This window comes from Candidatus Methylacidiphilales bacterium, from assembly GCA_028713655.1.
GTDB lineage: Bacteria > Verrucomicrobiota > Verrucomicrobiia > Methylacidiphilales > JAAUTS01 > JAQTNW01.
Window position 1 is genome coordinate 1 of the sequence record JAQTNW010000012.1, and the last position, 14,060, is coordinate 14,060.

At 59.4% G+C, this 14,060-nt stretch carries 1 protein-coding gene; it reads right to left on the reverse strand.

Annotated elements, in window-relative coordinates:
• Nucleotides 1-13,947 (reverse strand): calcium-binding protein (locus PHD76_05460; GenBank protein ID MDD5261280.1); only part of this gene is annotated, 13,947 nt, incomplete at its 3' end.
• Nucleotides 13,948-14,060: the final 113 nt, after the last annotated feature.

The following is a 14,060-nucleotide window of genomic DNA, read 5'->3' on the forward strand; positions in this document are numbered from 1 at the left end:
CCTCTTCCGATCTATGCTACCGTCTGTGGTCTGGGCGTTGGTGACGTTGAGCGAATCGTATTCGTCGATCGTGAGATCGCCCGTGCCGCTGATCAAGGCGTTGAGAAGGTTGTTGACCCTTGTTTTGACGCTGACGGAGCTTTCGGCGAAGACTTCGAGATTGTTGGCCTGGAGCCAGGCGGACGTGGTCTGCGTGATGCCGCCGTGATGGGCGTTGAGGGTGACCAGATTGTCAATATTGAACCCTGTGGTGCTGATCACGATGCCGCCCGTGGTGCCGCCGGACTCGGCCAGAAGATTGGAGCCGGTGCCGGTTGCGGTGTAAGTGCCGGCAAGAGTGACGGAACCGTTGCCGCTGAAGACGCCGGCCTTGAATTGCAGGAGGCCGTCGAGCGTGGCGGTGGAAGTGAAACTGCCCTGCGCGGTCAGGTCCGTGTCGGCGTTGATGAGGATGGTGTCGGCACGATAGTCGCCGGTGGTATCGAAGGTGATGGAACCGTTGTGAGCCGTAGTGTTATCAATGTGATAGGCATCCAATTCCAGCGTATCGGCTGAGGAAAGAATGCCGGGATCCGGCGTTCCGGGCGAGCCGCCCGCGTGGATGCTTGCGGCGCGAACGAGCAATTTGTCCTGGTAGGCGTAGTTGAAGAGATCGACGTGGCCGGTGTGAACCGTGTCGTTCCTGTCGCGGCCAATGACGATGGAGCCGAACTTGTAGGCCAGGCCGTTGACGGTGGCATCGCCCCAACTGTCGAGGATGGCCTTGGTGAGCGAGAGAATGGTTGGATCGGAGGAGGCTGTGAGCTTGCCGACCTCGATATTTTTCAGATCCGTGTTGTTGAGAACTATGAGGTTGCCAGTGCCGTGGATGGCGCCGCTGCCAGCCGTGTAATTGAGCGTCTGGGTGGTGGTGACGTCCTGCCATTGTGTGACCTGGGAAGTGACGGCCACGGGCACGATGCGATAGGTCCAGGTGACGCTTTGATAGAAGAAAGGCGGGAAATTAAAGCCGGTGATCGTCGGTTCCCAGACGTAGAGATACGAATAGGTCGTGACGGTGGTGGTGACTTGCGTGAGGGTGACGGTGGAACGGCTGACACTGTAGGCGCCGGCGAGTTCGATGTCGTCCGCGACGATGGTAATGTCCTGCCCGCCGCCTGCCACGATGTTGCCGTAGGTGAGTTTGTGGCCCGGAGCCACTTCGAGGCGGATCTGGCCGTTGGCGGTGGAGATGCCGTCGAGGTTCTGGCTGGCTCGGATGTTCAGATCGACCGCCGAATAGAGATAAATGCCCTGCAATCCCGAAGCGTTGCTGGCGGACGAGGTGGAGGCGGAAATGGCGTTGCTTTGGACCTGAAGGGAATGGGTGCCGCCACCGGTTTCGCCAATGCTGTTCCTGGCTCGGATTTCGATCGAGCCGTGGTCTGCGCGGATGATGCCGCCGCTTTCAGCGGGCGCGTTATCCACCGAACCGGTGGGAACGTTGAGGGTGATGACACCGTAACCGTCACCACTGGTTCCACTGTTTTGAGAGATGTAAATGCCTCCCGAGGCGCCGACATAGAGGTCGGAGGTGAGCTGCGGGTTGGGGTTTTCGATGTTGATGCTGAGATTGCGCGCGTCGGCTGAATTTGCGTTTTGCAGGTTCAGGTTGTAAGCCGCGTCGAAAGTGCGGGTGAGAGTGAGGCTGACATCCGAAGTGCCGGTGAGGTTGACGTTCCCGACCAGGATGATGCGCCCGGTGGTGACGTTGCCGCCGACGATCGGCGTGTAGGTGCTGGGATTGTTGACATCACCCCAGATCAGGGTGGAATCGCCGGCATCGAGATCGATGCGTTCGATGCCGCTGAGCTGCATGTGTTCGCGGCCATTGGTGACATGTGTGGAGTCGTAGCTGATGGTGTCGGCAAAAGTCTGGGTCAGGAGCAGGCGGCTGTTGGAACCGGCGTTGTCGTTGATGTTGACGTTGCCGATGTTGAGCGCAGCGTCCTTGTTATAGACCTTCTTGGGATCACCGAGATAGACGGCGTAAAAATTGGCGCCCAAACCGCCGATGAGGTTCAGGGTCTTGCCGGGGGCGAAATAGAACACGTTGTAGGTGTCGCCGCCCGATCCGCCCGTCCAGGTATCGATGCTGTTGGCGCCGCTGGGGTCGGTGGCAAAGTAGATGGTGTTGTCCCCCTGCTTGACGCTTTGCACCAGCGGGCCGAACTGGAACTTGAGCGGGGCGGTGGTGGTTGGAACAACGTAATCCGCAGTTCCGTCGTTGTAACCGCTGAGGGTGGCCCCGGCAAAAGAGACGCTGTTGCCCGTGCCTGTGACGTAAATGCGGTCGCGCCCGAAATCGGTGAGGAAGTAGAACGTATCGCCGCCACCGTTGCCCTTGATGAGGTCCGAGCCCTGGTTGGAAACGATCTTGTCGGCGCCGGTGCCGCCATCGATCTCGGTATTGCCCTTGCCGGCAATGAGGTCGATCCCCTGGGCGAGCGCGTGCGCGTCGAGTGTGCCGACGCTGTCGCCGCCTTCAAGCCGGGAGCGGCCCCATGCGGTATTGTAAGCAATGCCGGCGCGCAGGACCGTGCTGCCCTGGCCGCCGAAGAAATCCACGGTGGCATATTGCAACGGGCTGAGGGTGAGCGTGGCGGAGCCGCTGCCTGACAAATCGATGGTAACGTTCCCAAGGTTGTCGTCGGCGTTGATTTCCTCCTGGCCCTTGCCCGCATAACCCACGACGTGCTTGACGCCGTTGAATCGCTGGTAGTAGGTCGTGGCGGAGGAAGTGTAGGCAACGACGATATCCTCGCCTGATGTGCTGTCTCCTCCGACATGGTAGAGCCGGAAGACTTCGTTGCGGTTGTTGACGTCCAGGAAAATGCGGTCGCCGGCATGGGGGCCCATGTTCAAGACCAGGGTGTCGCCGGTCTGGGTGCCGAGCTGGATGCTGCCGCGGGTGGCCTCAAAGGTGTGGTCGAAGAGGTAGATCGAAAATTCCTTGTTGAAGATGCGCTTGGTGATGGGGCCGACGAAGGGAATCGGGATGGTCAGATCAATATAGATCACCACCCCCACCTTGCCGTACACGCGAACGTCGAAGAGTGAATCGCCATGGTCCCAGAGCCAGTTGATTTCGCGCTGGTATAGACGATCGGTGCCCTCGGGAATGTTCCAGAAAAATTCCACGCCGACTTCCAAGTAGGCCTGGACGCCGACTTCGATCAGGCCGAAGTTGAGGGCGACACCCACGGAAAAGCGCGCGGAGATACCAAAGGCGGGAATGCGCTGGCTTTGGGTGATATCGGCATTGCTGGCATCCTTGTTGGTCCAGTAAAACCCGTTGCTGTCCCAGCCGAAGCTGAGGTGGATGAAGACTGAAATTTGGAAGCCGAGGGTCATGCCCAGTGGTGGGAAGGCGGGCAGCGGGAAAAAGCGCGTGTAGGAAAAACCGAGGGTGAGCTTGGGAAGTTCAACGCGCAGCAGGTCCGCGTTGTTGCCCATCATGAGATTGACAGCGGTCAGGTTGGAAAGAGCGCCGAGTTGGAAGCCGCCACCCTGGATGTTGGCGATGACGCGCTTTTTGCCGCCGCGGTCGTCGTTCCGCTCGAGTGCGTCGCGCACGCTCTTTTTGAACGCTTCCTTGATGGAGCCGCTGACGCCGGAGGCTTTGGGGTCCGACGAAAAATAATCACCGTCGCGGAAGCTTTCAAACTTTTGAGAAAACTTGTTGGGTGTATTCAGGGGTTCCGTGAGGGCGTCGGAAAGTTTCTGGAAGCGGGAGCGGTTGTCTTCCTCATCCTCATCGTCCTCTTCGGCATCCTCCTTAATGTACTGTTTGACCTCGCGCATGGCGCGGTCTTCCTTGTATTTGTCGAAGGCTTCCTTGTTGTCGTCCTGGCCGAAACCCCAGATTTTGATGTCCTGGCTGGGTCCTAATGTCGTGCCGCCAAGGCTGACGCGCGGGTTGTTGCTGGTGCGGCTGTTGAGGGCCGCAAACCTGGGCAGGTCGCCCAGCAGCTTGTCCATCGTGTTGATCGTGGCCAGGAAGATGGCGAAAGGCGTACCGAGGAAATCGCCGGGGATGAACGGCTGGGCCATCCACTCCGTCCCCGGAATCGGGGTGGTCATAAACTTGATGAACGGGCGGATGGCGTCGGTGGTCTTGGAATAAAACTGCAGGGACGCATACAGCGGGCCACCGAGGTAATCCTTGACGTCGATGGTGATGTTTTGGAACGCGATGAAGGTGGAGCCTTCCTTGCCGTTGGCGGTAAGAAGGCTGCGATTGATGCGCCAGGTCGGTGAAGCTTTCTGGTATTCGTCGGTGCTGGCGGTCTGATCGATGATTTTCTGGCCCAGAACCGTGTCCCCGAGGCCGGCGAGTTTGGCGTCGAAGGTCAGCAGGCTGCTGCCGGTGCCGAAGCGTTTGGAATAAAACATGTCGGCCTGGTAGGAAGGGATGAGGCCGCCGGCCTGCGATTCAATTTGCAGGTGGATGTCGGCGTCGGCGTTCAAGTCATAGCGCATGACAGAACCCGCGCCCGGGCCGAGAACCGTTTCGTCCGCAAGCTGGACGGTTGAAACGCCGCGGTTGCCGGCGCCGACGCGGTTGGTGCCGGTCCCGGTGTTCAGGTTGAAAAGGAAGTTTCCGAAAAAGCCCGAGCCTTTGCCGTCGGTTGAGTAATCCGCGCGCCCGTCCGCCACGCGGATGCTAAGCTGGTTGAGCTGGCTGTTGAAATCCTTCTGCACGAAAGGCTGAATGCCGGCCGTATTGATGTCGCCGTCCAGTTCGGCCTGGATGCCGATGTTGATGAGCGGCGCCGTTGGGGCGGTGGAACCGCTGGTCTGGGTCGGGTTGAAAATGTAGAACCCATCGACCACATCCATGCCAAACCCGAAATTGAGCTGGAAGGAGCGGCGGAGATTGACGCCGCCGGTGGTGGCGGTGGCGACGCCGTTGCTGAGGGTGGCGTTGGTGCGGTTGGAGAGGGTCAGGCCGAGTGTGGAGTCGCCCATGTCAATCGTGTCGATGACGACCGAGTTGGCGTAGGTATCGAGCGTTTTGTTAAGCGTGAAGGAGAATTCGACCGCGCTGCCGGTGATTTTCTCGAATTTCAGACCCTCGGGCGTGGTGCCGTAATAATTGGGGTTCGACTGGTCGTCGATGTTCCAGGTCTGGCCGATGACAGTGATGCCGACATCCGTGATGGCGCTCAGGTAGCCGACGCCGTTGGGGCCGAGGGCGTCATAGAGCGCGTTGCGGATGTCGTTGACCGGTTTGAGAGGATCAAGGCGCAGGTAGGAACGGATGCGCGTCGTGAGGTCGTCGCGGAAATCCTCGATGAAGCCCGTGTAGTTCGGGAGGCTGGCGCCGAGCAGCGGCAATTCGATCCCGGTGGCGCGGTCCATGCCGAACTGGAGGTTGAACAGCGCAAGGTCGAGGGCGTCGCCCATGAAGGACCAGTCGCGCAGGAGCGAAAGCACATCGCTGGGCGGCACGGTGTGGAACAAATCCGGCAGGGGATTAAATTGCACCGCAATGAGCGAGGTGTTGAAAAATTTATCCAGACCGGAACCGGTGTAGGCATTGATGACGGTTTCGTTGTCGTTCGGAACGAGAATGTGCAGGGTGGGCAGGTCCGGCATGGACTTGTAAAGGTCGTCGTTGACGATGCCGGTTCCGAGCAGGCCGAGATTTTTTTTCTCGATATCCGTGAGGCTGCCGAGGTCCTTGGTGATGACAGTTTGCCCGCCGGTGTTGGGTATGATGATGACGGAGAGCGGCAGATCCGCCACAGCCTGGCCGATGGCGGAAAAAGCCAGCCAGGGAGCGGTCAGGGTGCCGTTGACATCGTAATCGCCATAGACATGGGCGGCGTCCCCGGAGAAATTGATGGGTTCGGATGAGCTGATGGCGCCGAGAAGATGGTTGGTCTGGATGAAACGGATGCCGCCGTTGTAAACGCCGCGTTCGACAGCAACGCGGAGATATTGGATTTTGGCGACAGAATTTGCGAAATCGACGCGCTGCAACTGCCAGTGGGTCGTGGAGCTGCCCAGGCTCACAATTTCGTAGATGCCGTTCTGATAGTTGCCCTGATAGGTTGTGGTGGACGGGTTCAGGTCTGTCTGGCCCTGATGCATCAGGAGAATGTGATCCCCGACCTTCAAATCACGGATGCCGTCGATGCTGGTCTGCGTGATGACAGCCTGGTTGATGGAATCCCAGGCTTGGATGGCCAGATTTTTCAGGAACCCGTTGCCAACCGCAGTAAGGGTACCTGCGGTGTTGTCATAGACAGCCACCTGCCCCAAGCCGGAAGCCGTGTTGATATCACCGGTTGAGGCGGCCACGACGGAATAGGGCAGTTGCTTGGCGGCCACGCCGCCGAAGCTGGCGACATCAAGGTCGAACACCGCCGGCTCGATCAGGCGCGAGAACCGCACGATGGAAGTGTTCAGATCGACAATTGTGGCGGTTTCCTTGAACACTTTGCCGCCGTAGAGCGTCCCACCGGAAGCGACGGCGACCTTGATGCCGTTGAGCTCGGCGACGCTATTAAACGAAGTGCTGCGCGTGAGGACCCATTTGACCGAGGCGGTGCCCAGGGTCGTGAGTTTGTAAACGCCGTTCTGGGAGCCGTCGGTCTGGTTGTTGACCAGCACCTGTTGATTCAAGGCAAGAGTGACGCCATCGATTGTTAACACGCCATTGGCGGAAGCTGTCAGCGTGTTGGCGCCGCTGTTGAAGACGGCGTTCAAATCCGCCGTGGTGGCGGCATTCACCGTAACGGCCGCGGCAACGGGCGTATCCGTGGTGACGGCATCGATGTCGTACATTTGAGGCGTGCCGTTGGCGTCCGGCAGGGCAACCGTTCCCTCCGCGTTGACGGCAACAGCCGAAGGCCGCAAGGCAACCACGCCATAGGGGTTTGTGCCGGTCTGGACGGTGACAACACCCTGGCTGATCAAATAATTTTTTGGATTGGCAACAGTGCCGCCCGAGGCGGTTCCGCCGACGACAGCGGCCTTGCCCGTGGTGGCATCACCGACGGTCATGCGTGTGAGCTTGAACGGCGTCGAGGCGCTGCCGGTGTCAATGACTTGATAGACTCCGTTTTGGGCCGTCACGGCCTGGTTTTTCAGCAGGACGAAATCGCCATTGGCGAGGGTGACGCCATCGATGACAAGCGCGCCGTTGGCAGCCGCGGTGAAAAGCGGGAGGAAAAAGTCGTTCGAGGGGTCGGCATCGGTTGTATAATCAAGGTAGGCGCCGGCCAGGGCGGCGGCGGTTGCCGCTTTTACCGTGACGGTCGGTACATCCTTGATCATGAAATAAGAGCCGCCGTTGAGAGTGCCGCGCGTGATTTGCACCTTCAGCCAGGTCAGGGAATCCGTGGTGCGCGCCAGGACCCATTTGCTGCCGGCGCTGCCGATGGAGATGACGTCGTAGAGCCCGTTCTGTGTCGTATCACCTTGGTTTTTGACCAGTACGCTGTCGCCGACCGCGACGGTGATTCCATCAAGAATGAGCCCGCCGTTGGCCGAAGCCGTCAATGTGGGCTGGGTCTGCGTTCCATCATAGACGGCAGACAGGGCCTGTGTGGTGGCGACGGAGGCGATGCTGGGACTGTTGACGTCGCCGGGGGCGACGACTTCCTTGCCTTGATCGTTGATCCAACTGTAACCCAGGCGCAGATGATTGGCGCCAGCGGGAAGATCGGAGGTGTAGGAGTCGCCGTCGAGGAAAAACCGGGTTTCGAAGAAATGGCCGGAGGCGGGCTCGTTGAGGACGGGTGTGGGTTCGACGACCTCTCCGTCCTTGACGAGGACGATATCCATGTCGAGGGAAAGCTTGGAGAGCGCTGAAAAATCCACATTCATGGGATTGGCCGGATTGCCGGCGAGCGCCGAGAGTCCGAGCAGGCTTTGTTTGACCAGGCCGCTATTTTGGGAGCGGTCGGCAAGCGTGGCCAGATCGACGTAGAGCGGAAGAGTGGCAGTGACGGTCCGGACCAGGTCGAAACCGATTTGGATGGCAGCCTGGAAGGTGGAGCCACTGCCGGAAGTAACCAGGTTGAGAGTGATGTCCGATTCGTTCAACTGAAAGCCCGAGGCCAGTGTGCGCCGCATTTCCTGGAGACTCTTCGGCGGGTTGAGCAGGATCTGGTCAATGATGTGGTTGAACTCGATTCCAAAATCGTAGGCATCGACGAGGCCGGATTTGACGAAAAACAGCTTGGAGGCAAACGGCCCCTGCGGGTCATGTTTCATCCAATCGCTGATGAGATCGCCCACGCGCCAGAGGGATGTGACGACATCGTAGAACGCCAGGCGGCTGAGCAATTCGGTATGATTGGTGTTGTTAAATGTCAGGTCGGGCGGTGGGAGCCGGCTGAAACTGCTGACGCCCGCGCCGATGCTGGATGACGCTGCATCACCGGTGGGTTGGTAGGCGATGAGGATGAAGGCGCCGGAGCCGAAGTTGAGATTCGTAACGGAAGATCCCGCATAGGAACTGGCCGGGTCGTTCGGGAAGGAAAGCGAGGTGAGCTTGAGGCTGGCGGCGGTGCTGTCTTCGATGTTCAGTTGGGTGGTGAGGCCGGGGAAGTCGCTGCGGTTGCCGCCGAACGCGCTCATGAGGTCCTGCATGCGATCGACGGTGCCTGAAACCTGGTATTCGCTTTCCGCCACGACATCCAGATCCGCATGGTCAAAGGCAAAATCGATGAAGCCGAAATTGGCCGTGCCCGCCAGATCACCGCTGCGCACCTCGGCGCGTCCTGTTAGGAAGATGTTGGAAAGGGTGCTGTCGCTGCCGCGGATGCCGATCCTGGATTCCTCGGCAGGGAAGCCCAGGTCGGTGTAGCCGTTGTTCACGGTTGTGGTGGGGGCAAAGCGGAGGTTGAGAATATCGACAGGCGCGTCATCCCTCAGCGCCAGTTGGACACGCGAGGCGGAGGAGATGGCGATGGCCTGGATGAACTGGCCTGCATTGTAGGACGTGCCGTTCAGCGTCAGTGTGGTGGCAGCAAGCGCACTGTTAAGGTCGGTGATCAAATCGCCGATGTTCGCGTTGGTTGTGGTGTCGCTTGCAGGCAGGGTAACCGTGGTGTAATCGGACCCGTTGATGGAAAGATCGAAATTCAGATCGTGGGACAACTGGAAATCGGTCGGATTTTGCAGCGTGGATGAGATGACACCGAGAATGGCCCGGCTGGATTCCTTGTTGTTAGTGGGTGCGAACAGCAGGTCGTCGAGCGCGGCGTTGGATTTGCCATCGCTGTACTGTGAATTGATCTGGAGGTTCCACGAGCCTCCCGCGGGGAAGAAATCGGTGCTGAGCTTGAAGCGGATTTTGTTGTCGGCGGCGCTGTTGTCAATATAGGCAATGAGTTTGGGGGTAACGCCGCCCTGGCTGAGGTCGTCCTTCGCCAGAATGGCGGTGTTGATGTCATCGACCAGATTCTGGTAGCTCGTGTTGTCCGCCGTGTCCGCGGCGCTGACTTGAAAGACGTCCAGGGTCCCGTCGGGCAGTTGCACGGTGAAGAACGCGTCCGTGGCCAGGGTGTAGCCGCCGACGGAGGTGTCAATCGCGTTGTCGGCAATGATGGGATTGAGACCGACGCCGAGATAAACGCGTTTGGAAAGTTCAACCTGCCAGGTGTTGGCGCCCGTGGCGGTGCCGGTAAACGTAAAACCCAGTGTGCCGCCGTTGTTCACGGCCGTGACGGGCGTGGAAACGGGGATCGCGCTGTTGATGTCGGCAACCAGATCGTCAAGGGTTGTATTGGCGCTGGTTGACGAAGCCGGAATCCTGACAATGGAATTGCTTCCATCCGGCAGTGTGATCTGGAGATAGGAATCGCCGCTCAACACGTAGCCGGTGCCCGCGGTGAACGGTTCGGTGCCGCCCTGGACGCCGATGGTGGCGTTGTCGAGCCCGGCATAAAAATAAAATTCCGCGGGATTGGAAGCGTTCGTGGTGGTGCTGAAACCCAGTTTGCCCGCAGCGGAGTTGGGCTGCAGGACCGGGTCGTGTGAATACGTCGGGACATTGACCGTCAGCGAGTGGCTGCTGCCCGCCACCGTGCTGAGCCGGATGACATCGCGGCCATATTGATCCGACGTATCGACCGAGACGGTCAACTTCGAGTCCAACCCGGCAGCCAGGATTTTGGCTGTGAGCAAATCCGCATAGTCCTGTGTTGAGATGTCGGACGAGGTTTCCGCCGCTGTGATGAGAAGATCGTGACTAACGCCGTCGTCCAGTACGACGCGGATGAGGCTGTCGTAGGTAAGCTGCCCGTCCCAACTGGGAATCATGACGGGGAGATCCACCGTCAGGGATTCCGAGGATGTGGGCGGCTGGATCAAATCCACGCCAAGCGTGAAGCGCAGATCGTCGCTGCGGGTCACGGTTTCAAGTGTGCTGGATGCGAGGTTGGTGATCTGTCCGGTGCTGGTCTGGCCGTAGGAGTTGGCAAAACTCATTTTAACATCGGTCAGGTCGGAAAGGCTGCCGGCGCCGAAATTTTTGTCGGCGAAAAGCCGGATGGGAAAACTGAAGGACGGTGAGATGCCGCTGAGCAGGTTGCCACCGCTGTAAGTGGGTGTGGACTCGAGCAATCCCTCGTTCAATCCCGCCTGGCGCATGGCCAGGGAAATGGCATCCGCCAGATCGGCAATCGAGGCATAGACAGCTTGGGGCACAACAACGGTGACAGCAGCTCCACCGTTGATCGAAAATGTCAGGGTACGATTGGTCGCGCTGGCAGAGTTGAAATCGGAAAGCGTGATGGCGCTTTGGGAATGAACGGAGTTCGTGCCGTTGCTGGGGTTGGCGAGATGGAGCTTTGAGAGGCCAGGGCCGCCGATGGTGATGGTGCTCGTGTTGCCGGTCCAGGCGGAAAAGCTCAGGCCCATGTTTCCGGAACCGGTGTCGTAGGGCTGTACCTTGACCTGAGGCACGCCGGTGGACTGGCGCAGGCGGGTGACGAATTCCTCGATATTTGAAAAGTTGGGTTTTCGCTCCTCGCCCGAGGTGGCGATGATGCGGGCGGCGACACCGTAGATGTTGAGTTGCCCCAAACCGGTGGTTGTGAGTGTGGCGGCCGTGACAGTCAGCGCTGAAGATGCGGCGCCGGTGGAGATGGACTGGATTTTTCCGGTTCCCGCGCCCGCGTTCAGGGCGAAAAATTCAATGGTGTCGGTAAGGTTGTTGGAAGCGTCCGCAATGGCCCGGACATCGACCCCCGTGCCGGCGGCCGGATCGAGCAGCCCCGCGCGGACCAGCGCGTCGTGGATGTCGGAGACCAGGTCCGCGACCCGGGAATTGACGGCATCGCCGTAGTAATCCAGCGTGGTGTTGCCGTTGATGAAAAGGGTTGTTGTTAGGGGAGTCGCGGAACCGTCCCGGGTGACGCTGATGTTGATCGAGGGGGCGGTGGCCGTGGTGGCCGTCATGGCCAGCCGCGAAAGGCCCGTGCCGCTGACGGAAAGTTCGTAAATCTCGGCTGAACCGTAAAATTCCAGGCCCTGGCCTCCACCGGCAAGTTGGACCACACGCACAAGCACGCCGCTTTGGGTGGCGCTGTCGTAGAGATTTTGCGCCTGGAGAGCGGTAACGATCGCCGCGCGCAATTGGTTCAGCGAGGTGTAGTAGGCGGCGGGGATCTGGATGCTGGCCGTGAGGTAGGAAGCCGTTCCGTTATCCTGTTTCCGGATGGTAAACGTTAGGTCGGAAGGGGTGTTGAATGCGGAGACAACGACCGGCGTGGCGGAGCTCAGTGTGTAGGCGTTGGTCGAGGAGCCGGTCAGGGTCGCGCCAAGATTGAAAAATGAAACCCCGGCCCCGCCCAGTGTGAAGGTTTGGGGCGAGCTGCCTGCGCAGATGAATTGCAGGCCGTAGTCGGAGCCGACAGCCACAGCCGTGGCCAGGATGCCGCTGCCGTTGCTGACGTCGTAGAGACCCTGTGTCACGAGCGCCTTTTGCACAGCGGCGGCAAAGCCGCTCATGCTGACAAAATTGTCGGGTTCGACCGTCACGGTTTTTACCGCGTTGGCGCCAACCTGCACGGTGAAGACCAGCGGCGAAGTCAGGGTGGAGAGATTGATGTTGCTGCCGGAAAGAACATTGACGGTCCCCAACTGGTATTTGGCGGCGCCGGTCCCGGTGATGGTTCCGCTGTTGCGCGCAAACACAATGCCATAGGGATCGAATCCCAGGTTGAGTGTTTGCGCGGCGGGGTTGATATTTTCCAAATAGAACGTTGTGTTGGCGTCGCCGTAGAGCTCAAGCCGGGGCGAAGCCGTGTCCGTGAGCCGGGCCTGGACGTACTTTGTGCCGGAGATGGTGGGCAGAGCGGATTGCAAGGCGGCCTGGAGCTTGTCGAGCGAGTCGCGGGCGTTGTCCTGGGCCAGGGTGACGGTGGCGCCGCCCGAGGGCGTCATCAGGGCGCCGTTGTTGAAAATGTAGATTTTGAAGCTGCTGCTGCCGCTAAAGTCGAGCGGGTCGCCGCTGGTCGAGGGCGCGTCCTTCGCCGTGAGAACATTGCTCAACAACGTGACCGGATTGACAAACGCCTCATCGGTAGCGGTTTGATAGCCGTAGGCCTGGCCGAGCGTCACGTCGAGGAAGGGCATGAGGCTTTGCAATTCCTGCTGCTGCTCGGCCTGGCTCATGAAATTGGAGACGTTGCGGACGTATTGCAGGAGATCGTCCGGGCCCATGCGGGAAAGAGAAGCCAGGGTCGGGTCGCTGGCCGTGACCAGCGGCACGCCGCCGTTAAAAAGATTATTGTCCGTGAGCGTGAAGGTCCCGGTCAGGCCGTCCAGGCCGGAGATGAATGTGTTGCCCGTGGGATTGGCCACATCAACGGGCAACACAAGCCGGGCCGTGTTGTTTGTCCGCGAGGGGAGGGCGGCGCTGCTGCCCTGCGGTGTCTGGACCGTGAAGGCATCCTGCCAATTGCCGTCAGGAAGGTAATTATCCAAATTGTTCAGCGTGAATTTGCCGTTGGAGTCCGTGTTGAAGGCAACGTTCAGATCCAGATCGAGGGCAAAGCTCCCGCCACTGACATAACCGCCGGCATCCGTGGGTGATGTTGTCTGGCGGGCTCCGATCAGGCCGAATCCGACGCCAAATCCGTCCAACGGGGCATTGATGCCCGCGCCGGAGGTGGATTGACGCGAACTGGCTGTCAGCTCGTATTTGTTTCCGCCGCTGCCGAAATCAATCCAATAGTCGGGCTCATCCGTCCCGGCCACGCCGGTCAAAGCCGAAAGGTCGGCATCAATGGAGAATTTGATCGTGCCGCCGAAACCCAGATCAATTTGCGCGTTCGGCCCGAGCGAGAGGGCAAACTCCTGGGCCTCGTTGCCAAGTTTTAGATTTTGCGCAGTGGCGGCCTTGGAGGGGTCGATGTTGAAATCGAGTTCGAGTTTGGCGGCGGTGGAGTTGTCCGTGACACTGGAACCGGAACCGAAGGTGGCTTTGACGGCTGTGTCGAGGGTTGTCGCCAATTCTGCGCTGGTCGGCGTGCTGTCGTTGGCAAAATAGTTGGCGACTATTGTGGCGTAGGCGTTTGCGCCGGAACCGCCGATCAGGAACTGGCCGAAATTTTTTCCGTAGAGGTCGGTGACCGACTGCTGGAGGAAAGGGACGGCTTTCTGGGTGAGCGTGGGGTCCTGATTAAGGGCGCCGCCGACCGAGGCAAGATTGCTGGCCAAGGCCGTTAAATTGGTACTCAGGGCGGAGTTGTAGGCAGTGGCGGCGGCGGGTGTGGCGGCCGGTGGGGAGGTGGTGTACAGATTGGCGTCGAGAAGGCAGCGGGGCTCGAGTGCTTCGAGGCTGAATTGTCCGGCGCGGTGGAGAGAGTTCTGATTCCAGCGGGTCCCAGGGACGTACCGGGATTTGAGCTTTTTAGCGCGTGCTGGGTTGAGAATGGGCATGGCAGTTAAGGCTGAGACTAGCTCGCATCTAAAAGGCAAATCAAGAACGACGTAAGACTGATTAATATAACCTTAAGTATAAGTTATAGTTATAAATCAAAGAGAATATTTCA